The sequence below is a fragment of the Terriglobales bacterium genome (genome assembly GCA_035543055.1).
GTDB lineage: Bacteria > Acidobacteriota > Terriglobia > Terriglobales > Acidobacteriaceae > JAIQFD01.
Genome location: DATKKJ010000029.1, coordinates 19,960 through 43,859 on the forward strand (window position 1 = coordinate 19,960; position 23,900 = coordinate 43,859).

The following is a 23,900-nucleotide window of genomic DNA, read 5'->3' on the forward strand; positions in this document are numbered from 1 at the left end:
ATGGAAGGATTGGTGAACTGCTTCGCCCGTATCAGGAGAGAGGCAGCACCATCCCGAAACCTTGCCCGCCATCGCAGGCATGAACTGATTCGCGTCTCCCACAGCATTCTCCACAGCGCGTCCGACATCTCCGGGCTACAGCTTCTCCGCCACCCGTAACTTCGCGCTTCTGCTGCGAGGGTTGCGATCGATCTCCTCTTCGGCCGCCATCACCGGCTTCTTGGTCAGAAGCCGGTACAAGCCTTGTTTTGCGCCGTCGCGCAGACTGTCCTTCACCTTGCGGTCTTCCAGCGAGTGGAAGCTGATGAGGACCAGCCGTCCTCCGGGCTTGAGGACCCGGGGCGCGCTCTGCAGCAGCGCCACCAGGTCGTCGAGCTCGCGGTTCACGTGAATCCGGATCGCTTGGAAAGTACGAGTCGCGGGATGGATGCGGCGATCGGCCGGATTCATTGGCCGGGCCGCGGCCGATATAACTTGCGCGAGATGAGCGGTAGTTCGTATCGGCCGCGACCGGACAATGGCTCTGGCGATTCTCCGCGACCTCCTTTCCTCACCGAATTCGTAAATCAGATCGGCGAGCTCGCGCTCGTCCATCCGATTTACCACTTGATCGGCGGTGCGCTCGGCCTGCGGGTCCATCCGCATGTCGAGCGGTCCTTCCGCCTGAAAACTGAATCCCCGCTGCGCGTCGGCCAACTGCATCGAACTGAGCCCCAGGTCGGCCAGCAGCCCATCCGCCGAACCCGGCGGGACCCGTTCGCCGATTTCGGCGAAGGAGGCGTGCACCAGCGTGACCTCGGGCCAGCTCCCCTGGAATTCCGGGGGAGGGTGGCTCAGACGCTTGCGGGCGATCTCCAGCGCCGCGGGGTCCTTATCGAAGCCAATCAAACGACCCCGTGGGCCGAGGCGCTTTACGATTTCGCAAGCGTGCCCGGCCAAACCGAGGGTCGCGTCGATATAGGTCCCGCCGCGCTTGACGGCCAGGAAATCGATCGCTTCTTTTGAAAGAACCGAAACATGGCCACTGTTCCCTGCTCCGCCATGTCCGCCCCGAGGGGCGTTGTTGAACTCCCCAAAATCCTCTTCCGCCACTAGATGCCCAGTTCGTCGAGAGTCTTTTCATCCTCAGCCGTGAACGGGTTCTCTGCCATCTCCTTGCGGAACTGCTCCATGTTGCGGACTTCCAGGTAGGTCAGGTTGCCGAGCACCGCGACCTCGCCCTTCAGGTCGGCCGATTCCCGCAACAGCGCCGGCAGCAGGACGCGCCCCTGGCCGTCCATCTCCACCACCTGCCCGTAATAATTCGTCCGCTGCAAAAGCTTTTTCTTGGTGGGGTTGAAGTTCGACAGGCGCGCCAGCTTCTCCTCGATGCGCTGCCACTCTTCGAAGGGATACACTTGAGCAACCCTGCCATCCATACTGGTGATGTAGAATTCGACGCCGGCATACTTCTCGTCCAACACGCGCTTGAATTCCGCCGGGACCTTGAGCCGTCCCTTTTCGTCCACGCGGGTTGGGTGATTGCCTCGGAACATGTGCTTTCGGCTTTGCCGGGCCCTTCGATGTCAAACCGGCTGCCACTGCCACAGCCAGGGAGGTGAAAGCGGTCACGAGTTCGTCCATCTGGGGCTGGTTGTTGTCGTTTTTGGGCTTTTTTTCGTCCATCAACCGACCGTCACCACTTGCTGGCACTACCGCCCACGGACTTACTCTGTTCACCACTTTCTACCACTTTTGACCACATCCTACGCCTAAATTGTTATGTGTCAACAGCAAAGTTGAAGGTAGGGTGAGGGCCGGGGGACCAACTTAGAAAACCACGAGGGCTTGTGCTCTGCCCTGCCGCCAAGCACAAGGGATTGCGTTTACTGCTGTGGTGCGCCGCGGCAGCCGCGCGCCCCGGCTGCCAAGCAGGCTGTGGAAAACGCGGGTTCTTACTACTCGACTGGACCCTCCTCGGCGAGTTCCTGCGGCACCAGGGGCGCAGGCGTGAACTTCAGAGACATTTCGCCGATGCGCACCTCGGATACGCGCTTCAGGCCATTCTCGTTTCGGTAGAGCACTTCTGGATCCTTGACCGGCAGATCAAGGGTGCCCTTCTCCACCAGCGCCTGACCGGCGACAGCGCTGCTATTCGATGGCCGCAAGTACAGCTCGGCCAGGTTGGCTTGACGGGGAATCAGCAAGACATCGTAAACGCCTGCTGGCAGTGAACGCAGCCCCAGCATAACGTCGTTGTTGACCTTGATCCGGCCGCTCGCCGGCAGGGCTGCAAGCTTGGCCTCCATGGCTTTGCGTGCGGCCTCGATCTCGATGAGCTTTCCCGCGGTTGCAAGTTGCAGGGCGTTCAACAGATCGGCGTAATGCTTGTCGTTCGTCTTTAGCACCAGGTTATGGACGATGCGCTGGTCGCGCCAGGCGATACTGATGAAGTGCTCGTTGACAGTCGCGTCCCCGATCAGCGCGCCACCGCTGTATTGGATCCCCATCCCCGTCAACACGACCAGCAGGGCGCCCAAGCAGCCATCGCCGCAATTGCTCCCGGCATCGACGTTGAACGAATCCCAGAACTGCATCCACTCATTCTTGCGATGGCGGACATTCACGTCATGCGCAACGTTGATGATCGCTGCAAGCGGGATGGAAAACAAAGTGTCTTTGCCTGTCCGACCGACGAGCCACTCCTTCCCGATCTCGAGAGTGATCGTGCGGGGGCGTTTGGTCGCCTGATTGCCGAATGCGAACTGCACATCGAACTTCTTGGCTCCGGCCTCTGTGGCCCCGCGGTTCGCCAATCCGAGCGGTAACGGAAGCACCGCGCTCTCCCGGAGCTTGCGCATGACAGCCTCAGCAAGCAGCGGAGCAGCGCGCCCGCCGTCGCTCGCCACTATCTTGCCCTGGAGCTCTTTCCCCGTCGCGTGGTGCACGATCTTGTAGCGCCAGTCGAAGGTGAGAAAGGGGCGCGTCACTTCGATACTGGCGTCCGCGGCATCGCTCGGTTCCGTTACCAGCATGAGTCCCCAGGACGCGTATTCGGGCCGGGCTTTGAAGGAGGCGCGCAGCAGGTCGTCTTCCAGGTACACAGTCTTGGATTGGAGTCTGAGCGAGTGCACCGGCATGGCCGAGTTCGTACCTGGCCGGTCCTTCGAAGCCAAGTGCCCCGCGTCGATCTGCATCCTGGCTGCGGTCCGTGCCGCGCGCAGTTCCGGTAACTTCGCAGCCACGTCGGCCGCAAGCAAGGAGGCCGCCTCCTCGCCCTTGTGCGCGCTCGCCATTCCCCCGCCCACTCGTGCTCCCGTCACCCGGTCGGTGATCTGGTATTCCCAGTCATAGGTCAGGAAAGGACGCGTGACCACCAGAATGAAGTCTGCCGTCTTGGGATCCGACACGAGTTTGTACCCGCTTTGCGACAGAGCCGGCATGTTTGCCAGTTCGCGTGCCAAGACCTCGCTCTTCAGGTACACGGTGCGCGACTCGGCGGCGATGGTCAGCGGCGAGGCAGCCGCAGCGTCGGGTGGTGCCTTCCTTTGTTTGGCCAGCTCGGATAATAGGACCGCCTCTCGCGCGATCCAGGCGGTGGCTTCGGCCAGGCCTTCGGTTGCGGAACCGGAGTAGAGGTCCTTCTCACGTTTTTCCAGGATCTGACTGTTGAGAACCTCGCAGTGAAGAAAGAAGCCACTCTTTTCGATCGACGCCGTGATGTCCGCCGTCGAGGAATCAGTCGTCAGGCGGAGCAGACCCGTCTTGACCTCTGGGAGTGATTCCAATGCACGCACCATGTCTTCGGGGTGCAATGCTTTTATGTGGACGTAAAGAACAGGCGCGGTGCTGGAGCTGGGCGAAGCCGCTTGTCCTTGTGCGGCACTGACCAACAGGATGCACGAGAGTAGCACTGCCAATGATCGCGCTGACATTGTCGCCTCCTCGTCCGGATCGTCGCCTTCTGAGATCCCCCTGGGTGGGAGATTTTGCCCTCCCGGGAGCCGGACTTCAACGTGAGAACTTGCCTCTAACGAACGAAGGCTGCAATGCACAGCGGCTCAAGCTGCTCTCATTGTGTAATGGGTATTGAAATCAGCGGGTTGCAAGAGGACCTCCCTAAGAGAAAGCCCTCCCAAGAGGGAGGGCCCGATCAGCCGTAGCTCCTATCGTGCGGCGGCGAGTGTTTTCTCTGGTGTCCGTCTCTTGATCCCCATAAGAGCGACAGCTCTCTTGGCGATGTGCTCAGCGCTGACCTCGAACTCCTTGATCAGCTCCCAGGGCGCGCCGCTGTCGCCGAAGCGGTCCTTCACCCCGATGGCGCCGGTGATGTACGGCACACCGTAGAGCTCCTCACTCTCGGTGAGCACGCCGCTGACCCGCCAGGCCAGCGCGCCGATCTGGTGCTCTTCGGCGGTGATCACCACGCCGGTCTCGCGCGCCGCGCGGATGATGGCGGCCACGTCGATCGGCTTCAGCGTGTGCAGGTTCACGACGCGCGTCTCATAGCCGAAATCCTGCTTGAGGATGTAGGCGGCGCGCATCGCCTCGGGCACCATGGGGCCGCAGGCGATGATGGAGAGGTCCTCGCGCTCGTTGTCGTAGTCAGCGGCAAGCACGGTCTCAAAGGCGTCGATGAATTTCTCCGCCTCGCGCCGCAGGCGGATGACATTCGCCTTGCCGAAGGCGAACGGCGTCTTCTCGTCGGTGACGACCGGCGTAGCCTCGCGGGCGAAGCGGACATACTTCGGCCCCGTGTGCTTCAGCAGCAGGTAGTCGGTGGCCTTGCGGGTCTCGATGATGTCGCAAGGCACGCACACCGCCATATTGGGCAGGCCTTCCATGGCGAACAGGTCTTCCAGCGCCTGGTGAGTGGCGCCGTCCGGCCCCACCGAGACCCCACCGTGCGCGCCCGCGATCAGCACATTGAAGTTGCCGTAGCAGACCGACGTGCGCACCTGGTCCAGGTTACGGGCGGCGGCAAAAGTAGCGTACGTGCCGAAGACCGGCAGCTTCCCTTCCCGCGCCAATCCGGCGGCCGCGGCGGTCGCCGACTGCTCCGCGATGCCCATCGAGATCCAGCGGTTCTTCCGCTCGGGATTCTTGGCGTAGAACTCGCTGATGGTGATGGAGCCGGAAATGTCGAGTCCCAGCCCGACCACCCGCTCGTCGCCGCCGTGGGCGGCCAGCGATTGCCCGAAGCCCAGGCGCGTCGGCTTCATCTCGGCCTTCATCCGGCTGTCGGAGTTCCACCAGTAATCGCGGCTGAAGCGGGGCATCTTGGCCGCCAGCTTCTTTTCCACCTCGGCTTGATACGCGGCCGCCTTCTGCAGCAGCTCCGTGTAGGGGACCTTGTCAACAAGCCCGAGTTCGGTCAGGCCCTTGATCATCTCCTCCTGGTTAGGCGCCTTGCCGTGCCAGCCGGCGACGTTCTCGCAGAAGCTCACGCCCTTGCCCTTGATGGTGTCGGCGATGATCAGCAGTGGCCGCTCGCCCTGTAGTTTTCCTTTCTCCAGGGCGTCCACGACCTGGTCCATGTCGTGGCCGTTGATGCGGGTAACATCCCAGCCAAAAGCCTTGTACTTGGCGGCCAGCGGGTCGATGCTCATCACGTCGGAGACGAAGCCGTCGATCTGCAGGCGGTTGCAGTCGATGATGCCGACCAGGTTGTTGAGCTTGTAGTGGCCGGCCTCCATGGCCGCTTCCCAGATCTGGCCTTCCTGCTGCTCGCCGTCGCCCATGATGCAGAAAGTGGTGTACTCGCGGTTGTCCAGCTTGGCGGCCAAGGCGATGCCGACGGCGATGCTCAGCCCCTGCCCCAGCGAGCCGGTCGAAGCTTCGACCCCAGGCAGCTTGAGCCAGTGCGGATGTCCCTGGAACGGCGAATACAGCTTGCGCAGCGTGACCACGTCTTCCTTGGGGAAGTAGCCGGCAAAGCCGAGGCCGAGGTACAGGCTCGGCGCCTTGTGCCCGGTGGACCATATGACGCGGTCGCGCTCGGGCCAATCCGGATCTTGGGGATCGTGGTTGGCGACCTTCAGGTACAGCGCTGCGGCGATGTCCATGATGGACAGCGTGCCTCCGGCATGTCCGGAGCCGGCGGCGCACAGGGCCACCAGATCGTAGCCGCGCATCAGGTTGGCAGCCTCCGCCAGTTCGCTCACACTGTAGTCCCGAATCTTCTTGCCGGTCTTGGAGTTGATCAGAGCCATAGGTCTCCCTCGGCGGCAGTTTTCGCCGTTGGCCCTAGTCTTCGCCCCCGGGCGGGCCTTCGGCAGTGATGGCACACACAAGGGTTTGTGACGGGCGAACGGGAGGGCAATGGTGGAGGGAGCTACAGCCCGCAGTTCTTCACGTTCGTCGGCTGACGGAACTTGCGCATGTGGATCTCGGTGCCGCCGCGCTTGTACTCCACGCGGTCCATGAGCTGATTGATCAGGAACACTCCGCGGCCATGCTCGGAGAACACATTCTCGCCCACCACCGGATTAGGCAAGGTTTGGGGATCGAAGCCTTCCCCGGGATCGCGCACCACCACCAGCATGCCGTGCACGTCGTCACAGGCTACGCAGCACTCGATGGTGCGGCGGGGATCGTTGCCGGCCCCGTGGACGATGGCGTTGGCCAGCGCCTCCCGCATCGCCAGCTCCACGTCCATTTCGTGGCCGCAGGCGCACTGCATGGCGGTCACGATGGCCATGAAGCCCTCGATCACGCCTCCCAGGCGGTTGACGTCGGCGGGAATGGTCATGTCCATCTTGACCTTGAGGTTGTCGGCATAGAACTCGCAGGTGGGCAGCGCCATGAGAAGCCTCCCGGGGCGTACCGTCATTCTACGACCCCAGGCGGCCGGCACAATCCCTTGTGATGCATGTCACATTGCGATGTTCATCCGCCGTTGACATCGCGCCCCGGTAGCGTATACTGGCGGCCATGTTCTTCGAGGCCCACAACACCATTATGGCCATGTGCATGATTTGCATGTGCGGCCGTGGTCTGTGGGCAGCCTCGAAGGAATGAAGTAATCAGCCGATAAGGCAACAAGTTCCGAGCGGCCCACGATCACACGGATCGTGGGCCGTTTCCTTTTTCCGGTGAAAACGACGAGAGGAGAAGACATGTCAACCAGCAACAACGGCAACCAGCGGCACCGGCTGGCCACCCTCGCCATCCACGGCGGGCAGCAGCCCGACCCCACCACCCGGTCGCGGGCGGTGCCCATCTACCAGACCACATCGTTCACCTTCGACGATGCCGACCACGCCGCGCGCCTGTTCGCGCTCAAGGAGTTCGGCAACATCTACACCCGCATCATGAACCCCACCACCGACGTCTTCGAGAAGCGCGTGGCGGCGTTGGAAGGCGGGGCGGCGGCGCTGGCCGTGGCGTCAGGACAAGCTGCCGAGACCCTCGCCCTCATCACCCTGGCGCGCGCCGGCGACGAGATCGTCTCCACCACCTCGCTCTACGGCGGGACCTATAACCTGTTCCACTACACCCTGCCCCGGCTGGGCATCAATGTGCGCTTTGTCGATGCCGAGGATTTCAACGGGCTGCGCGCCGCCATCAACGAAAAGACCAAGGCGGTCTATACCGAGACCATCGGCAATCCCAAGCTCGACATCGTGGACATCGAGCGCCTGGCCGCCATCGCCCATGAACACGGGCTGCCGCTGGTCATCGACAACACCAGCGCCTCACCCGCCCTGTGCCGGCCGCTGGAGTGGGGCGCCGACATCGTGGTCCACTCCGCCACCAAGTTCATCGGCGGGCACGGGACCTCCATCGGCGGCGTGATCGTGGACGGCGGCAAGTTCGATTGGAAGACCTCCGGGCGCTTCCAGGAATTCGTCGATCCCGATCCCTCTTACCACGGCGTCTCGTTCACCGAGGCCTTCGGCCCGCTGGCTTTCATCATCAAAGCCCGGGTGCAGGGGCTGCGCGATACCGGCGCCTGCCTCTCGCCCTTCAATTCGTTCCTCTTCCTGCAAGGCGCGGAGACGCTGCATCTCCGTCTGCAGCGGCATTCCGAGAATGCCCTCGCGGTCGCCCGTTTCCTGGGACAGCATCCGGCGGTCGAGTGGATCAACTACCCCGGCCTGTGGACCAACGGCAACTATCAGCGGGTGAAGAAGTACCTGCCGGACGGCGCCGGCTCGCTGGTCACCTTCGGCATCCGCGGCGGGTACGAGGCGGGGAAGAAGTTCATCAACTCGCTCAAGCTGTTCAGCCTGCTGGCCAACATCGGCGATGCCAAGTCGCTGGTCATCCACCCGGCCTCGACCACCCACCAGCAGCTGTCCGAGGAGGAGCAGCGTTCCACCGGCGTCACCCCGGAGCTGGTCCGCCTGTCGGTAGGGCTGGAGGATGTGCGCGACATCGTGGAGGACCTTGACCAGGCGCTGGAGACGGCGACGGGCAAGCGGGCGGTGCCGCTGGCCGCCGCGGGGGATTAGCCATGGCCAACGTCCTTCCGACATTCGAGGGCGACGTCGTCCTGCGCGAAAAGCCATTCGTGCTCGACGGCGGCGCCCAGCTGTCTTCCGTCAAGCTGCATTACGCGGTGTATGGCGATCCGGCCCGCGCTTCCGTCGTGCTGGTCTGTCACGCTTTGTCCGGCTCGGCGCGGGCGGCGGAGTGGTGGCCGCAGCTCTACGCTGCCGGCGGGCCGCTGCAACCGTTCGCCTCCCTCTGCTTCAACATACTCGGATCGTGTTACGGATCGACCGGGCCGACTTCGGTGGACCCCGCGACCGAGAAGCCCTATGGCCCGGAGTTCCCCCCGGTCACCATCGCCGACATCGTGCGCGCCCAGGCGTCGGCGCTCGATTCCCTGGGGATCGACCGGCTGCACGCCGTAGTGGGCGCCTCCATCGGTGGCATGCAGGCGCTGCAATGGGCCATCGACTTCCCCGACCGGGTGGAGCGCTGCATCGCCATCGGAGCAGCCCCGCTCTCCGCCATGGGCCTGGCCTTCAACCACCTGCAGCGCGAGGCCATCCGCCTGGATCCCGAGTGGCAGGGCGGCCGATACCAGCGCCAGCCGGCCAGAGGCCTCGGCTTGGCGCGGTCTCTCGCCATGTGTACGTACAAGTCCGCGCAGCTCTACGAAGAGCGGCACGGGCGGCGGCCGAACCACGGCGAAGATCCTTACCGTTCGCTCTACGACCGCTTCGATGTGGCCGGATACCTCGACCATCAGGGCGAGAAGCTGGTGGCCCGCTTCGACGCCAACGCGTATCTCGTGATCTCGAAGGCCATGGACACCTTCGATCCCCTGCGTGGCTACGCCTCTGAGCAGGCGGCGTTCGGCCGCATCCGCGCCCACACCACGCTGGTCGGCATCAGCAGCGACTGGCTATTCCCCGCCGCCGATGTCTGGTCGGTGGCCCAGCGCATCCGCTCTGCCGGCGCCCGCTGCGAATGCGCGGAGATCGACAGCGGGCACGGCCACGACGGATTCCTTGCCGACGCCCACCTGCTCGAACCCATTCTCAGGAATGCGCTCGGGGCGGAGCGGTCACGGGCCACGGCCACTGCCCATACCCCTTCCAAGGAGCTGCGCGATGGAACCGTTGGTTGACCGTCGGTGCGATCGTCACCGGGGGCGCCGTGCTGTGCGGGTGAGCTTCAGCCAGTGTCATCCCGAACGCCTTTAGGCGTGAGGGACCTGCTTTGTCGTCGAGAACAGCAGGTCCCTCAGGGCTAGAGCCCTTCGGGATAACACAGTCTCAGATCGACGCCACCTCATAGAGATACTCGACGAAGGAGCCTACTGCCCCGTCAATTCCCTGCACTGCTTTGTTGGTGGATTCGATCACGAAATACTCGTCGGGCGCGTGCGCTCCGCTGCCATGTCCCAGGCCAAAGTGTCCCGCCGGCAGGTGCAGCGGCGCGCCGGTGAATACGAATCCCGGCCAGGAGCCGGCGCCGCGCGGCATGAGAATGGGCTCGATGCCCGCTCGCCGATAGACCGCAGTCTCGGCCCGGATGACCGCTGCGTCAGGCGGAGTGCTGGTCGGGTCGTAGCCCCCGGTCATGTTGACCTCGATGTCGCCGAAGCCGTGCTTCGCCAGGTGCGCCTTCAGAGCGGCGAGCGCCTCGGACGCGGTCATGTCTGGCACCAGCCGCAGGTCGAGCTTGGCCACGGCCCTGTGCGGCAGGATCGTCTTCCCGCCCGGCCCGGTGTAGCCGCCGACCAATCCCTCGATGTTCACCGTGGGACGCGACATCAGCTGCTCCAGCGCTCGCTGGAAGTCTGCGTCATACATCCAGTGTTTCAGCCCCAACTGCCGCATCATGATCTTCTCGTCGAACCGGCGGGCCGCATCGGCGATCATGGTTTTTTCCGCCGCGGACAGCGGCCGCGCCTTGGCGGCTAGGCCCTCGATGGCGGGAGTGTTGCCGTCTTCCGACACCAGGGTATGTAGCGCCTGCACCAGGTGCCAGGCCGGGCTGTCCACGGTCGCTTTCAGGGACGAGTGGATGTCGTGGCTGGGCCCGCGCCCCCAGCGCTCGCCGCTGGAGACCAGTTCCACCTCGATGATGCCTTTGGCTCCGAGCACGATCTCCACCTTGCCGTCGAGTTCCTGCGAAGCCGACGGCATCATGATGCCCATGCACTTGCTCAAGGCCGACAGCACCTCCGGCTTGCGCACCACCTGGGGAAAATGGGGCGAGCCGATCTCCTCCTCGCCCTCGGCGACCAGCACCAGGTTCACCGGCAGGTTGCGGCCCGCGCCGCGGATGGCGTGCAGCGCCGCCAGCATCGCCGCCTCCGGCCCTTTCTGGTTCACCGCCCCGCGCCCCACCACGACCTTCCCCACGCCGGGCTTGTCCACCAGCCGGGCCTCCCACGGCGGCGAGCTCCACTCTGCGGGGTCCACCTGCTTGACGTCGTACATGAAGTAGAGCCCCAGGCTGCGCGGCGCGCCGGCATCCAGGGTCGCGAAGAGGCCGGGCTGGCCGTCAGTGGGCATCCTGGCGACCTGATTGAATCCGGCATCGCGCAGCATGCGCATGAAGAGGTCGCAGCCTTCGCTCACCCCGCGGTTCTCGGCCGCGATGGAGGGCTGCCGGATCCATTCCTGGAGGCGCTGCACCGATTCGTCGTGCCGTTTCGCGATCTCCGCCTTGATGGCATCGAGTTCGCCCTGAGCCGCCGGGGTGTAGCGCGACAATGCGAGCGCCGCCGCGCCGGCTGCGGTTCCTTGCAGAAAAGTCCGTCGGTCCATGGGCGGGGAGGATAGCAGGCGCGGACGACGGTGTCAGCAGGGTGCCCTGCCCTTGTCTCGCCCGGGTTTGGCAAGACTTGGGTGGGCAAACCCCAGGGACGAGGTCAGTTCACATTGACCGTGATGGGCACGATGTGGACGTCGGCGTTGTTGACGCCCTGGAGCACGACCGCACCCGACTCCGGTGTGAAGCTTGGCGGTGGCGGTGGCGAAAACGAGCTGGAGCCGCCGCCGCAACCCGCCAGCATGGCTGCCAACAGCAGCAGGACAGCTCCAGTGAGAAACAGCGCGCGCGTCGCCGCTTTGTTCCGTTTGCGCCGTACGCCCGCGCCCAGCAGCAGGCCCACGACCAGAGTCCCGCCGCCCCAGCTCCAGGCGAAGTAGCTGGGCGTGGCTCCCAGCGGCAGCAGCTTTGCCGTGCTCGACGCCGTTATGGTGAAGGTGGCGTTGCCCGGCGGCGACATCGGACTGGGAGGGGTGCAGGTGACACCGGCCAGCGACGTGGACACGATGCAACTGAATGTCACTGGCCCGTTGAATGTGGTCCCCCCCAGCGTCACGGTCACCATCTGGGAAGTGCCGTGTGTGACGGTGATCGTCGACGATCCCCCATTGCTCATGGTGAAGTCCGGCGGCGCCGGCGTGCTGGTGGTGCCGCTGGCCAGTTCCGAGATGAGGTTGTAGGCGTCCACTGTCCCCAAACCGGTGGCCAAGTCATAGCCGACGGTAGCGCTATAGCCGATCTGCCCGCTCTGCGGACAAGTGCCATTGTTGTTCAAGAACGCAAAGCCGGGGCTGCAAGGCACCGTATTGTCGCCGCTGGTGACGTCGTGGAAGGCGTCGGTGGAGTTGGCCGCCAATGCATACAGCATCGGGTTCACGTTCCCTTGGGGTCCACCCATCTTCTGGTTCAGCAGCGCCACCATGCCAGCAAAGGTCGGCGCCCCCGCCGAGGTTCCCCCGATCGCGTCCAACGTCGTATCCGACCGGCGGAACCCGTTGGTGCAGTCGGCGGGACTCTGGTTGCTGGCGCAGATCAGGTAGCCATCGTGGACGAAGGCCGCGGCCAGCGAGAGATCGGGGACGTCGCGCATTGTGTCGTTGGCATCCAGCATCGGTTGCCAGACCGGCTTGGAGTTCGGGACGCAGTTCTGTCCCTGGGCATCGCAGATCTGCAGCGTGCTCTTGCCGCCGCCTCCCCCCGCCAGCTGGCCTCCATTGGCTGTGGTCTCATTCCATGTCGTCTCCGGGATATAGGAGAGCGCGGAGCCGTTGAAGCTGTTGTTCGCCGAGGCCCAGAACTGGGAGGGCGTGTTCCCCTCATTGAACATCGTCCCGCCGACGCCGGTCACAAAGGCACTGCTGGCGGGGAAATCCACGGCCAGGCCGTGGGTGGCGCTGGTGGCGGTGAACGACTCGCAGTCGCCCGCGCCGGTATCACCCGAGGGTCCGACGACGGTCTGGCCCTGCGAATTCGCTTGCTGGAACAGACCGGTGAAGGTGGTGATGTCGCTGGCCGTCCAGAACGACTCGCAAGCGCCGTAGCTGATGCTGAGTACGGACGCGACGTTGTTGCTGATGGCGTACGCCATCGAATCGAATGCGCCGAGACTGGGCGCGTTTCCAGGGGTCACGAAGATGATGGTCGCTTTCCGCGCTACTGCCCCCGCCCACTCCACGTCCAGGTCCGCTTCTGCGATATCGTTGCTGTTGACCCCGGCCACGTATCCCGGGATCTTCTGCACCACCGGCGCATTCGCCGGTAGCCCCGACAGGCTGCGGAAGGTGGCGATGTCCGGGAGCAGGATGTCGGTTTGTCCCATGACCGCCAGGGTCTGCCCGGTTCCGTCGATGCCCTGGTCATACAGTGGCTTCAGGTGGTAGATGGTCGCGAAATCGTCCGGAGTAAGGAAGTGGTTGCCGCTGATGCTGGAGGTGAACTTCGGCTGTGGCCGGCGGACGGCCCGGGCCTTGGGACGGAAATCGTGCAGCCCGCGTATCCCCAGGGTCACATCGGCCAAGACCCGCGGAAGCGACGGGTCCGCGGCGTTGGCGAAATGGACCTCGCCGTTCACCGCGTAAGTGTGGATCTCGGCCCCAAATGCCGCCCGCACCTGCGCTGCGGTCCCGCTGAACGCGAGGTACGCCCGGCCTGCCGGCCGCTCGACGATGCTGAACCCCTGCGCCTGCAGCCACTGGGCCGTTTTCGCTATGTCCGCGTCGCTGATCCCGAACCGGTCGGCGTACTGTTCCACCGTCAGCCACTTGTGATAGTTCGGCGAAGAGGGATCCTGCTGTTGCTCAAGCAGGGCGTCCAGTTCCGCCTGTTGCGCGGCAGTGCGGTTGAAGAACAGCGTGATCCGCGGCAACTGCAGCGCGTCGGCGACTTTACCGCGATCGAATCGCGCCTGAGCCAGGCGATGTACGTTCCCACGGAGCGGCGTCCTCGCTTCATCGATCTTGTCCGGGATGCGGCTCCTGGTCTGCGCTGGAGAGCCAGCCGCCACCAGGACGAGAAGAAAAACAAGGACCCACCGTCTCTTCATACTCGTCATTTCCTTCCTTAGCCGGACAAACGGGGGGCACCGCCCCGAGAAGCGAGGTGTGCCCATGCGAAACACAATTCTTATAACAAAGTTGCTGCTGTGGCAGGCGTTCTTAATATTGCCCGTTCCGAACCAGGAGAATGAACCGGAGCGCCGACCGGGACTGAGCCGACTGCGGATGATAGAATCCAAGGGAGCGCTTCCCGCGCTTGCCTGCCGCGTTTCGTCTCACCGGAGAGATGGCCGAGTGGCTGAAGGCGCACGCTTGGAAAGCGTGTATACGGGAAACCGTATCGAGGGTTCGAATCCCTCTCTCTCCGCCAGCAATCCTCGCACCCCGAGGTCCTTCGCTGCGCTCAGGATTTCGCTGCGGGCTCGCCGCGCTTATCACCCTGCGCGAAACGTCACTCGTCGTCGTGCAGCTGGGCGGCGAGATAGTTCTCGATGCCCATCTCCTCGATGGCGTGCAGTTGGGCCTCCAGCCAGTCGATGTGCTCTTCCTCGTCCACCAGGATGTGCTCGAAGAGCTCGCGCGAGCCGCCATCCTTCAGCTTGTCGCACTCGAGGATGAAGTTGTTGAGGCGCTTGACCGCGTCGTATTCGAGCTGGACGTCGTTCTTGAACTGCTGCTCGACCGTCTGCCCGATGTTGATCTTGAAGTAGTCGCTCATGTTGGGCGTGCCGTCGAGGTACAGGATGCGCTCCATGAGCTGCTCGGCGTGCTTCATCTCCTCGATGGATTCCTTGCGAGTGTGCTTGGCCAGGCGCTCGTACTTCCAGTTCTCCAGCATCTCGGCGTGGAGGAAGTATTGGTTGATGGCGGTCAGCTCCGCTTTCAGCACCTCGTTCAGCATCGCGATGACTTTGCTATCGCCTTTCACGGGCAGCGTCCTTTCGTAGGGAGATGAGGGGCGGATAAGGATAGCAAACCAGTCGCCAGTCGTCAGTCGCCAGTTGTCAGCAACAGCCAGAGACGGAATTCTTCGCGCGGGTAGGGATCCTTCGACTGCGCTCGGCTCTCGCCTCACTCCGCTCAGGAAGACAGACACAGAAGGCCTTCTCTGTGCCTCTGTGGTGAGACTCTCACGCACTGCGCAGCAGGATGACGGTGGCGTCGTCCTCCAGCGCGCACTTGCCGCGGAAGTCCTGGATGTCCTGCATCAGGTCGGTGACGTTGCAATCATGATTGCCGACGAACTCCATCAACCGGTCGCGACCGAATTCCTGTTCCTGGCGGTTGAGCGCCTCCGAGATGCCGTCGGTGTAGAACAGCAGGCGGAAGTCGTGGCAGAACTTCACTTCATGCTCGGTGAAGTCGCAGGGCAGCAGCCCAAGCGGCATCCCGGCATCGGTGTGCAGCGGACGCACCTCGGGCCCGTGGCAGAGCAGCGGCCAAGGATGGCCGGCGCTGGCAAACTTGAAAATGCGGCGCTCCGGGTCCAGCACCCCGTAGACCATGGTCACATAACGGCCGGTGGTTGCATCATCCAGCAGCATCTTGTTGACGCGTGCCAGCAGCTCGCCGGGGCCTGCGGCCAAGGGGGCCAGCGTCCGCACCATGCCGCGGACGGCCGACATCAGCAGGGCTGCCGGGAGACCTTTGCCGGAAACATCAGCCAGCACGATGCCCCAGCGGTTGTGGCTCAGGGAAATGTAGTCGTACCAGTCGCCGCCCACGGCCCCCGCGGACACGCACTCCGCCTCGAGCTGAAATCCGGGCAGCGATGGCGCCTTGCGGGGCAGCAGGCTGCGTTGGATCCGGCTGGCCTCATCCTGGTCCTCGTGGAGGTGCTTCGCCTGCAGGCGTTCCTGCTGGATGCGCTGGGCATTGTCGATGGCCACCGCGATGTGCCCGGCCAACGCTTTCAGCATCTCGATCTGGGCCTTGGGAAACGCGTCCAGATCGTGGTGCGAGGCTCCGAACACCCCGATGATGCGGTCGCGCACCTTCAGCGGAATGATCACTTCCGAGCGGGTGTCGGGCTCGCAGGCGCGATAGAGCAGCTCCTGGCTGACGTCGGGCGCATAGTAAGCGGCGCCGCTGGCCACTACCTGGCCCGAAATACCTTCCGTCACCGGCCAGCGTGCACCCTTGTGCTCCTGGGTGCAGCCGTGGACCGCGGCCATGTGGAACTGGTCGCCTTCGATCAGCAGGATGCTCGACTCGATGCAGCCAAAATCCACTGCCACGCGGTGCACGATGGTGTCGAGCAGCTCGTCGAGCTCCAAGATGGAGCTGATGTGCTGCGCCGTCTTTTGCAGGGAAACCAGGGCATCGACGCGGCGCTGCTGGAAGACCGCCGGGGTGGGCAGGGGGAACGGGGTCGCGTGGCTCGCCATGACTCGCTCCTTCCGATTAGGGCATTGGATTCTCCGCAGGCGTTACGGATGTAAAAAAAAGCCGGAGAAACGCTTTCATTCTATTCTCTCCTCGCATCGTGTAACCTCTTCATTCTGTGGAATCTGCACGCAAGCAAGAGCTTCCCGAACCCCTCCTGGACGAGGAATTCCTGCGCGCTTTCGCCTACGCCCTGAAGAAGCACCGGACGCAGCGGCGGAAGGGCAAGCGCGTGCCCTATATCGAGCACCTGATGGGGGTCTGTTCCATCGTGCTGCACTACGGTGGCGGGCAGGACGAGGCCATCGCGGCCCTGCTGCACGACGTGGTCGAGGACCAGGGCGGCAAGCCGGTGCTGGAGGAGATCCGCCGCGAGTTCGGCGAGCGCGTGGCGCACCTGGTGGAGGGCTGCACCGACGCCGATTCCCATCCCAAGCCGCCCTGGGAGCAGCGCAAGAAGGCGTACATCGCGCATGTCCCGACCGCCGATCCCGGCGTCCGCCTGGTCTCCGCCGCCGACAAGCTGCACAACGCGCGCGCCATCCTGGCCGACTACCGGGAGTTCGGGGACGCGGTCTGGGACAAGTTCCAGGGGAAGCGCGACGGCACCTTGTGGTACTACCGCGAGCTGGTGAAGGCCTTCCGCAGCGCGCCCCGGGACCCGCGGGTCGATCACCTGGTGGACGAACTGGAGCGAGTGGTGCGCGCCCTGCATCGCAAGGCTGGCGTGGGGCACGAAAAATGACCGTTACCCGCGATTAACCCGCGATTCCTTCCGTTCACTGCAAACCGTTGATGTGGCGGCACATCTCTGCTAATTTAGAGGCATAACAAGCAGACCTCCGCGGCACCCCTCATGCCCGTGGTCGGGCCCAATCATCTTCAGAAGGAGACTCTCAAGTTGTCAGCCAAAGACCGCTTCTTGTTCACCTCTGAGTCAGTGACCGAAGGCCATCCCGACAAGATCGCCGACCAGATCTCGGACGCGATCGTGGACGCCTGCCTCACCGACGACCCGCACAGCCGTGTCGCCTGCGAGACCCTGCTGACCACCGGCCTGGCTTTCATCGCCGGCGAGATCACCACCAAGACCTACGCTGATTTCCCCTCGATTGTGCGCGGCACGCTGACCTCGGTGGGCTACACCGACGCCTCGTACGGCTTCGATTCCCAGACCTGCTCCGTGATCTCGTCCATCCACGAGCAGTCGCCCGACATCGCCATGGGCGTGGATCCGGGCGGCGCCGGCGACCAGGGCATGATGTTCGGCTACGCCACCAACGAGACCGAGGAGCTGATGCCGATGCCCATCATGCTGGCGCACAAGCTCACCCAGCGTCTCGCCGAAGCCCGCAAGACCGGCCAGCTCGAGTTCCTCCGCCCCGACGGCAAATCCCAGGTCACAGTCGAGTACGACGCCCGCACCCACAAGCCGGTGCGGGTGGACGCGGTGGTCATCTCCACCCAGCACTCGGAAACCGTGGACAACAAGAAGCTGCGCGCCGACGTGCTGCAGTACATCATCCAGGCGGTGGTGCCCAGCCACATGCTCGACGCCGACACCAAGTACCACATCAATCCGACCGGACGGTTCGTGGTGGGCGGCCCCATGGGCGACACCGGCCTGACCGGGCGCAAGATCATCGTGGACACCTACGGCGGTATGGGCCGGCACGGCGGCGGCTGCTTCAGCGGCAAGGACCCGACCAAGGTCGACCGCTCTGCCGCCTATATGGCGCGCCACATCGCCAAGAACATCGTCGCCGCCGGGCTGGCCGAGCGCTGCGAAGTGCAGCTGGCGTACGCCATCGGCGTGGCCGACCCGGTCAGCGTGCTGGTGGACACCTTCGGCACCGGCAAGGCCAGCCCGGAGAAGCTCACGGAACTGGTCCGCGCCAACTTCAAGCTGACTCCCAAGGGCATCATCGAATCGCTGAACCTGCGCCGTCCGATCTTCCGCAAGACGGCCGCCTACGGCCACTTTGGCCGCAAGGACTCCGATTTCACCTGGGAAGCCACCGACAAGGCCAAGACGCTGCGCGAGCAGGCGGGCGAGAAGGCGCATCCTGTCGCCCACACTAGATAGGACCTAAGGGGCGCGGACTTCGCGCCCCCAAGTCCCCCTCAACCTGACTGATCCATGACTACGAAGACCAAGGAAACTATGGCAACGACCGCTGCACAAGTGAAGTGTGACGTAAAGAACATTGAGCTGGCCGACCAAGGCAAGAAACGCATCGAGTGGGCGAACCAATCCATGAAGGTGCTCCAGCTCATCCGCAAGGAATTCATCAAGAACCAGCCGCTGAAGGGGATCCGGGTGTCGGCCTGCCTGCACGTGACCTCGGAGACGGCGAACCTGGCCATCACCCTGCGTGATGGCGGCGCTGACGTGGTGCTCTGCGCCTCCAACCCGCTGTCCACCCAGGACGACGTGGCCGCTTCGCTGGTCCGGGACTACAACATCTCGGTCTTCGCCATCAAGGGTGAGGACAACGAGACCTATTACCAGCACATCCTGTCGGCGCTGGACCACAAGCCGCACATCACCATGGACGATGGCGCCGACCTGGTCACCACCGCCCTGACCAAGCGCACCGACGTGGCCGACGGCATCATCGGCGGCACCGAGGAGACCACCACCGGCGTCATCCGGCTGCGCGCCATGGCCGCCGAGAAGGTGCTCAGGTACCCCATCATCGCGGTGAACGACGCCGACACCAAGCATATGTTCGACAATCGCTACGGCACCGGCCAGAGCACCATCGACGGCATCGTGCGCTCCACCAACGTGCTGCTCGCGGGTAGTAAGTTCGTGGTCGCCGGCTACGGCTGGTGCGGGCGCGGCCTGGCTTCGCGCGCCCGTGGCCTGGGCGCCGACGTGATCGTCACTGAGATCGACCCCACCCGCGCTCTGGAAGCGGTGATGGACGGCTACCGCGTCATGTCCATGAACGAGGCGGCCAAGATCGGCGACGTCTTCTGCACCGTCACCGGCAATAAGAGCGTGATCACCAAGGAACACTTTGAGGCCATGAAGGACGGCGCCATCGTCTCCAACTCCGGCCACTTCAATGTCGAGATCGACATCCCGGCGCTGGAGAAGCTGGCCAGCTCGAAACGCACCACCCGCGATTTCGTGGAGGAGTACTCGCTGAAGGACGGGCGCAAGATCAACCTGCTCGGCGAGGGACGCCTGATCAACCTGGCGGCCGCCGAGGGGCACCCGGCCTCGGTGATGGACATGAGCTTCGCCGACCAGGCGCTGGCGGCCGAGTACATGGTGAAGAACCACGGCTCGCTGGAGAAGAAGGTCTACGGCGTGCCGGCCGAGCTCGACAAGCGGGTCGCGCGGCTGAAGCTGGAGTCCATGGGTATCAAGATCGACCGTCTCACTCCGCAGCAGGAAGAGTACCTGGCGAGCTGGAGCGAAGGCACCTAGTGATCGTATGGGACAGCCCCTCGGCTGCCCTGAAGCGTGAGCGAAGTTGCTGCGCGGCCGCCCCCGGCCGCGCTTTCCATTCTTGTATCGCAATCTACATGCCCGAATCTGGCTGACGACCGACGACTGACGACCAACGACGTGATTTATCATGTCCGTTTGCTATGACCATGAAACACATCGCTGATTGGGCCTTGAACACGGCGGCGCAGCGCGGCGCCAGCTACTGCGACCTGCGGGTGGTGGACGAACGCGACCGCATGCTGGCCACCAAGAACGGCGCCGTGGGCCACGCTTCGGAGGGTGAGTCGCTGGGTGTGGGCATCCGCGTCATCGTCAACGGCTCGTGGGGCTTCGCGGCCACCGAGGAACTGACTAGGGAAGGCGTCGAGGGCGCGGCTGTCCAGGCAGTCGAGATCGCGCGCGCCTCGGCCGGGGTGAAGGAGCATGACGTCCGCCTGGCCCCGGAAAAGCCGGTGACTGTCGAGTGGAGCTCGCCCTGCCGCGTCGATCCCTTCTCCACCTCCATCGAGCAGAACCTCGACCTGCTGCTGCGCGTGGACAAGGAGCTGCGGGCGGTGGAGGGCGTCACGCTGGCCGAGACCAATCTCCACCTCCGCCGCTACGAGCAGTGGTTCTATTCGTCCGAAGGTTCCGACATCCACCAGACGCGCACCACCACCGGCGCCGGATTCACCGCCTACAGCTTCCAGGGCAGCGAGATCCAGAAGCGCTCCTACCCCAACTCCTTCGGCGGGCAGTACCAGAACAAGGGCTATGAGCTGATCGAGGAGCTGAAGCTGGTGGACAACGCCCGCCGTATCGGGGAAGAGTGCGTGGCGCTGCATAAAGCCGACCAGTGCCCGGAAGGAAAGTCCGACATCGTGCTCGATTCCTCGCAGCTGGGGCTGCAGATCCACGAATCCATCGGCCACCCCATCGAACTCGACCGGGTGCTGGGCATGGAGGCGAACTTCGCCGGGATGTCCTTCCTTACTTTGGAGAAGCTGCGCACCCTGCGCTACGGCAGCGACATCGTGAACGTGGTAGCCGACGCCACCGAGCAGCACGGCCCGGGCCTGGGAACCTTCGCCTACGACGATGAAGGCGTCCCGGCGCAGTGCACGCCCATCATCACCAACGGCTTGTTCACCGGCTATCTATCGTCGCGGGAGACGGCGCATGCCATCTCCGAGCAGCGCTCCAACGGCACCATGCGGGCGGAAGGCTGGAACCGTATCCCCATCATCCGCATGACCAACGTCAGCATTCTGCCGGGGGAGAAGCCGCTCAGCCTGGAGCAGCTCATCTCCGGTACCGACCGCGGCATCTTCATGCAGACCAACCGCTCCTGGTCCATCGACGACAAGCGTTACAACTTCCAGTTCGGCACCGAGATCGGATGGGAGATCAAGGGCGGGAAGCTCGGGCGCATGCTCAAGAACCCGTCATATTCCGGCATCACCACCGAGTTCTGGAACTCCATGGACGCCATCTGCAGCCGCGACCAGTGGACGCTGTGGGGCACTCCGAACTGCGGCAAAGGCCAGCCGATGCAAACCATGGGCACGGGCCACGGCGCGGCGCCCGCGCGTTTCAGGAATGTGACCGTAGGCACAGCGTACAAGGGCGCTTAGCTGAATGCTCAACAAAGAACGCTGCCAGGAGATCTTCGACACGGTCAAGAAGGCATCTTCCGCCGACGAGGTGGAGGTCCTGTTCGCCGGTGGACATCACGCTCTGACCCGCTTTGCCAACAACACCATTCACCAGAACGTCGCGGACGAAAATTACGTGGTCTCCATCCGGCCGGTCATCGGCAAGAAGACCGCTCGCGCCACCACCAACAAGCTCGACCCGGAATCGTTGAAGCGCGCGGGCGCCTCGGCGGAGGCCATCACCCGGGTGCAGCAGCCCGACCCCGACCTGCTGCCCATGGCGGAGCCCGAGCGCGCGCGGGCCGATGAGCGCAGCCCCAGCCGCTGGTTCGAGCAGACCGCGGCCGTCACCCCCCAGGACCGCGCCGCCGCCGTGGGGCGCATGGTGGATGTGGCCAAGCGCAACCGGCTGACGACGGCGGGCATTTATGCCATCTCTCGCAGCCTTGAGGCCATCTTCAATTCCCGCGGCCTTGCCCAATATCACCAGCAGACCTCCTCGGAAATCTCCATCACCATGCTGGCCGAGGACTCCTCCGGCTGGCAGAAAGCAAACTCGCCTGACGTCCGCAACCTGGACCCGGTCGCTTTGGCTGAAACCGCCGCCCGCAAAGCCCGCGAATCCACGCACCCCCAGGAGATGGCGCCCGGCAAGTACACGGTGATCCTGGAGCCCGCCGCGGTGCTCGACTTGGTGGGCTTCATGTTCTACGACTTCGGCGGGATGGCCATCCTCGACCAGCGCTCCTTCCTTAACAACCGGGTGGGCACCAGGCTCTTCGGCGAGAATGTCAACATCTGGGACGACGCTTACCACCCCCTGCAATCCGGCGCTCCCTTCGACGGCGAGGGCGTCCGCCGCCAGCGCGTTCAACTGGTGGAGCGCGGGACCGTCAAGAGCCTGGTCTATGCCCGGGGCACGGCCGACAAGATGAAGCGCTCCGAGCACGCCGCCAAAGTGGGCGACGTCCGGCCCACCGGACATGGTCTCCCCCTGCCCAACGAGATCGGCGAAGTGCCACTCAACATCGTCTTCGACGTCCCGGGCCCTACGCAGACTGTAGAGCAGATGGTGGCCTCCACCGAACGCGGCGTCCTGGTCACCCGCCTGTGGTATATCCGCGAGGTGGACCCTTACGAGAAGATCCTCACCGGCATGACCCGCGACGGCACCTTCCTGGTGGAAAACGGCCGGATCCGGCACGGGGTGCGCAACTTCCGCTTCAACCAGAGCCTGATCGCACTGCTCTCCGGGGTCGAGGCGCAGGGGACGCCGGTGCGCGCCAGCGGAGAAGAGTCCTTCGACATGGTGGTGCCCGCCATGAAGGTGCGGGACTTCAACTTCACCGAAGTGACGAAATTCTAGGAGGCAAGATGCAGGTAGCAGGGCGCAGGAAGATGCGCCGGATTCTCCCGCTTCCTGCCGCCTGCCTCCTGCTTTCTGCCTCCCAAGTAACCACCGCCGTACCCACGAGGTCACCCACAGGTCTATGACCTTAGTTACCCTGTAACTCCTAGAAAATGCTTCGTTTCGGCCTGCAACCGGGTGTATAAGCAGACTGCCATGAATAAGCAGCAATCAACCGACGAACTGCGCAGTTCGGTTCGTTTCCCCATCAAGTTGCCGGTTGCGGTCACGACCGAAGCGCGGCAGGAGCATCGCGCGGAGACCGAGAACATCTCGGCCGGCGGAGTGCTGTTCACGGTCGACGCCGAGATGGCCCCCGGGTCGAAGATCGAGTTCGCCATCGCCATGCCGGCGACTGTGTTGGGGACTTCGTCCGATGTGATGGTAAAGTGTGTCGGTCGGGTCGTGCGCTGCGCCGAGGAAGGGAACCGCAAGGCGGTCGCCGCGGTCATCGACGAGTACCGGTTCGATCGCCACTAGCGCCTGACGCTTGCATGGGCAGCTCCTCTCCCAAACCCGCCAGCCCGCCCGTCCGGAACGCGAACGGCGCCAAGACCCCGACGCCGACGCCGCTGAAAGTGTTGCTGGCGGACAGCCAGGCCATCTACCGCGTGGGCATCCGCAAGATCTTCGCGCTCGAGGACGACCTGCGGGTAGTCGCGCAGGCCGAGACCCTCGGCCAGACTTTGGCCGCCGCCTCCAAGTTCTCTCCCGACGTGATCCTCTTCGAGTCTGGCATCTGCCCCAATCCCGCCGAGGCGGTGGGTGAGGTGAGCAAGCGCGCCCCCAACGGCCGCATCGTGGTGATCACCGAGAGCATCGACGAGGAAGCGACCATCGAGTATTTCCGGCGCGGGGTCCGCGGCATCGTCCCCCGCGCCATCTCGCCCGACCTGCTGGTGCGCTGCGTGCGCAAGGTGGCGGAGGGCGAGACCTGGCTCGACAACCAGGGCATCAATTGGGTCATCGAAGCCTACCGCTCCCAGGCCTCCCAGCTTACTTCGCCCCGTCCCAAGACCAAGCTGACCGACAAGGAATTGCTGATCGTCTCCTGCGTGACCCAGGGCATGAAGAACAAGGAGATCGCGGCTGAGATCGGCACCACCGAGCAGGTGGTGAAGAATTACTTGCGCAAGGTGTACGACAAGCTGGGCGTCTCCGACCGGCTCGAGTTGGCCCTGTACAGCATCCACCATCGGCTGCTGGCCGGCGGCAAGGGCTCCGACAAGACCGAGGCTGAAGCCATGGCCGCCGCGGCCGGCGCCGCACCCCCCTCGCAGCCTCAGAAAGCCTGA

At 64.1% G+C, this 23,900-nt stretch carries 18 protein-coding genes and 1 tRNA gene; 10 read left to right on the top strand and 9 right to left on the bottom strand.

What is annotated here, in order from left to right:
- Window positions 1–135 precede the first annotated feature (135 nt).
- The 5 genes from rsmH to VMS96_01925 form a co-directional block, all read right to left on the bottom strand.
- Complete coding sequence (gene rsmH, locus VMS96_01905) at window positions 136–1,092, bottom strand: 16S rRNA (cytosine(1402)-N(4))-methyltransferase RsmH (protein ID HVP42153.1); 957 nt, start codon at window positions 1,090–1,092, stop codon at window positions 136–138.
- Complete coding sequence (locus tag VMS96_01910) at window positions 1,092–1,535, bottom strand: hypothetical protein (protein HVP42154.1); 444 nt, start codon at window positions 1,533–1,535, stop codon at window positions 1,092–1,094. Before VMS96_01910 ends, rsmH begins: the two co-directional genes overlap by 1 nt.
- 402 nt (window positions 1,536–1,937) lie before the next feature.
- A complete protein-coding gene (locus VMS96_01915) occupies window positions 1,938–3,914 on the bottom strand; it encodes a hypothetical protein (protein HVP42155.1) in 1,977 nt (658 codons plus the stop codon).
- A 231-nt stretch (window positions 3,915–4,145) separates the two neighbouring features.
- Window positions 4,146–6,191, bottom strand: coding sequence for a transketolase (locus tag VMS96_01920; protein HVP42156.1), 2,046 nt, complete (start codon window positions 6,189–6,191; stop codon window positions 4,146–4,148).
- Between the two features lie 122 nt (window positions 6,192–6,313).
- Window positions 6,314–6,784, bottom strand: coding sequence for an ATP-binding protein (locus VMS96_01925; protein ID HVP42157.1), 471 nt, complete (start codon window positions 6,782–6,784; stop codon window positions 6,314–6,316).
- Between the two features lie 313 nt (window positions 6,785–7,097).
- Between VMS96_01925 and VMS96_01930 the strand changes: the two genes are divergently transcribed.
- Both VMS96_01930 and VMS96_01935 read left to right on the top strand, forming a co-directional pair.
- Window positions 7,098–8,435, top strand: a complete 1,338-nt coding sequence (locus tag VMS96_01930; GenBank protein HVP42158.1) for a homocysteine synthase — start codon at window positions 7,098–7,100, stop codon at window positions 8,433–8,435.
- A gap of 2 nt (window positions 8,436–8,437) precedes the next feature.
- Window positions 8,438–9,562, top strand: a complete 1,125-nt coding sequence (locus VMS96_01935) for a homoserine O-acetyltransferase (GenBank protein HVP42159.1) — start codon at window positions 8,438–8,440, stop codon at window positions 9,560–9,562.
- 148 nt (window positions 9,563–9,710) lie between these two features.
- Here the strand turns inward: VMS96_01935 and VMS96_01940 are convergent, their stop codons facing one another.
- Both VMS96_01940 and VMS96_01945 read right to left on the bottom strand, forming a co-directional pair.
- Window positions 9,711–11,213 (bottom strand): M20/M25/M40 family metallo-hydrolase, encoded by a 1,503-nt coding sequence (locus VMS96_01940; GenBank protein ID HVP42160.1) that lies wholly within the window; start codon window positions 11,211–11,213, stop codon window positions 9,711–9,713.
- A 104-nt stretch (window positions 11,214–11,317) separates the two neighbouring features.
- Window positions 11,318–13,759: a S53 family peptidase gene (locus tag VMS96_01945; protein HVP42161.1), complete on the bottom strand. Its 2,442-nt coding sequence runs from the start codon at window positions 13,757–13,759 to the stop codon at window positions 11,318–11,320.
- Window positions 13,760–13,992: 233 nt separating this feature from the next.
- Here VMS96_01945 and VMS96_01950 point away from each other — a divergent pair.
- Window positions 13,993–14,082: transfer RNA gene (locus VMS96_01950), tRNA-Ser, on the top strand.
- An 81-nt stretch (window positions 14,083–14,163) separates the two neighbouring features.
- Here VMS96_01950 and bfr read toward each other — a convergent pair.
- Together bfr and VMS96_01960 are read right to left on the bottom strand one after the other, a co-directional pair.
- The gene (gene bfr, locus VMS96_01955; GenBank protein HVP42162.1) at window positions 14,164–14,640 is read right to left on the bottom strand and encodes a bacterioferritin; all 477 of its coding nucleotides are present in this window, start codon (window positions 14,638–14,640) and stop codon (window positions 14,164–14,166) included.
- Window positions 14,641–14,842: 202 nt separating this feature from the next.
- Window positions 14,843–16,099 carry a GAF domain-containing SpoIIE family protein phosphatase gene (locus VMS96_01960; GenBank protein ID HVP42163.1) on the bottom strand — a complete coding sequence of 419 codons (1,257 nt, stop codon included), beginning with the start codon at window positions 16,097–16,099 and terminating at the stop codon, window positions 14,843–14,845.
- A gap of 116 nt (window positions 16,100–16,215) precedes the next feature.
- On the opposite strand from VMS96_01960, the gene VMS96_01965 reads away from it, so the two are divergent.
- The 7 genes from VMS96_01965 to VMS96_01995 all read left to right on the top strand — a co-directional run bounded on the left by VMS96_01965 (window position 16,216) and on the right by VMS96_01995 (window position 23,900).
- Window positions 16,216–16,842 (top strand): HD domain-containing protein, encoded by a 627-nt coding sequence (locus VMS96_01965; GenBank protein HVP42164.1) that lies wholly within the window; start codon window positions 16,216–16,218, stop codon window positions 16,840–16,842.
- A gap of 156 nt (window positions 16,843–16,998) precedes the next feature.
- Window positions 16,999–18,183 (top strand): methionine adenosyltransferase, encoded by a 1,185-nt coding sequence (gene metK, locus VMS96_01970; GenBank protein HVP42165.1) that lies wholly within the window; start codon window positions 16,999–17,001, stop codon window positions 18,181–18,183.
- Between the two features lie 78 nt (window positions 18,184–18,261).
- Window positions 18,262–19,539, top strand: a complete 1,278-nt coding sequence (gene ahcY / locus VMS96_01975; protein ID HVP42166.1) for an adenosylhomocysteinase — start codon at window positions 18,262–18,264, stop codon at window positions 19,537–19,539.
- Between the two features lie 170 nt (window positions 19,540–19,709).
- Window positions 19,710–21,176 (top strand): TldD/PmbA family protein, encoded by a 1,467-nt coding sequence (locus VMS96_01980; GenBank protein ID HVP42167.1) that lies wholly within the window; start codon window positions 19,710–19,712, stop codon window positions 21,174–21,176.
- A 4-nt stretch (window positions 21,177–21,180) separates the two neighbouring features.
- The gene (locus VMS96_01985; protein ID HVP42168.1) at window positions 21,181–22,563 is read left to right on the top strand and encodes a TldD/PmbA family protein; all 1,383 of its coding nucleotides are present in this window, start codon (window positions 21,181–21,183) and stop codon (window positions 22,561–22,563) included.
- Window positions 22,564–22,761: 198 nt separating this feature from the next.
- Window positions 22,762–23,085, top strand: coding sequence for a PilZ domain-containing protein (locus tag VMS96_01990; GenBank protein ID HVP42169.1), 324 nt, complete (start codon window positions 22,762–22,764; stop codon window positions 23,083–23,085).
- Window positions 23,086–23,099: 14 nt separating this feature from the next.
- Entirely contained in the window at window positions 23,100–23,900 is an 801-nt protein-coding gene (locus tag VMS96_01995; protein HVP42170.1) for a response regulator transcription factor, read from the top strand.

What these genes read in the sequence shown, in the direction of transcription:
- VMS96_01920 (HVP42156.1), bottom strand. Translation starts at nt 6,191, where the DNA reads ATGGCTCTGATCAACTCCAAGACCGGCAAGAAGATTCGGGACTACAGT.
- VMS96_01980 (HVP42167.1), top strand. Translation starts at nt 19,710, where the DNA reads ATGAAACACATCGCTGATTGGGCCTTGAACACGGCGGCGCAGCGCGGC.
- VMS96_01985 (HVP42168.1), top strand. Translation starts at nt 21,181, where the DNA reads ATGCTCAACAAAGAACGCTGCCAGGAGATCTTCGACACGGTCAAGAAG.
- VMS96_01940 (HVP42160.1), bottom strand. Translation starts at nt 11,213, where the DNA reads ATGGACCGACGGACTTTTCTGCAAGGAACCGCAGCCGGCGCGGCGGCG.
- VMS96_01960 (HVP42163.1), bottom strand. Translation starts at nt 16,099, where the DNA reads ATGGCGAGCCACGCGACCCCGTTCCCCCTGCCCACCCCGGCGGTCTTC.
- VMS96_01990 (HVP42169.1), top strand. Translation starts at nt 22,762, where the DNA reads ATGAATAAGCAGCAATCAACCGACGAACTGCGCAGTTCGGTTCGTTTC.
- VMS96_01925 (HVP42157.1), bottom strand. Translation starts at nt 6,784, where the DNA reads ATGGCGCTGCCCACCTGCGAGTTCTATGCCGACAACCTCAAGGTCAAG.
- VMS96_01935 (HVP42159.1), top strand. Translation starts at nt 8,438, where the DNA reads ATGGCCAACGTCCTTCCGACATTCGAGGGCGACGTCGTCCTGCGCGAA.
- VMS96_01915 (HVP42155.1), bottom strand. Translation starts at nt 3,914, where the DNA reads ATGTCAGCGCGATCATTGGCAGTGCTACTCTCGTGCATCCTGTTGGTC.
- ahcY (HVP42166.1), top strand. Translation starts at nt 18,262, where the DNA reads ATGGCAACGACCGCTGCACAAGTGAAGTGTGACGTAAAGAACATTGAG.
- VMS96_01945 (HVP42161.1), bottom strand. Translation starts at nt 13,759, where the DNA reads ATGAAGAGACGGTGGGTCCTTGTTTTTCTTCTCGTCCTGGTGGCGGCT.
- VMS96_01930 (HVP42158.1), top strand. Translation starts at nt 7,098, where the DNA reads ATGTCAACCAGCAACAACGGCAACCAGCGGCACCGGCTGGCCACCCTC.
- VMS96_01995 (HVP42170.1), top strand. Translation starts at nt 23,100, where the DNA reads ATGGGCAGCTCCTCTCCCAAACCCGCCAGCCCGCCCGTCCGGAACGCG.
- VMS96_01910 (HVP42154.1), bottom strand. Translation starts at nt 1,535, where the DNA reads ATGTTCCGAGGCAATCACCCAACCCGCGTGGACGAAAAGGGACGGCTC.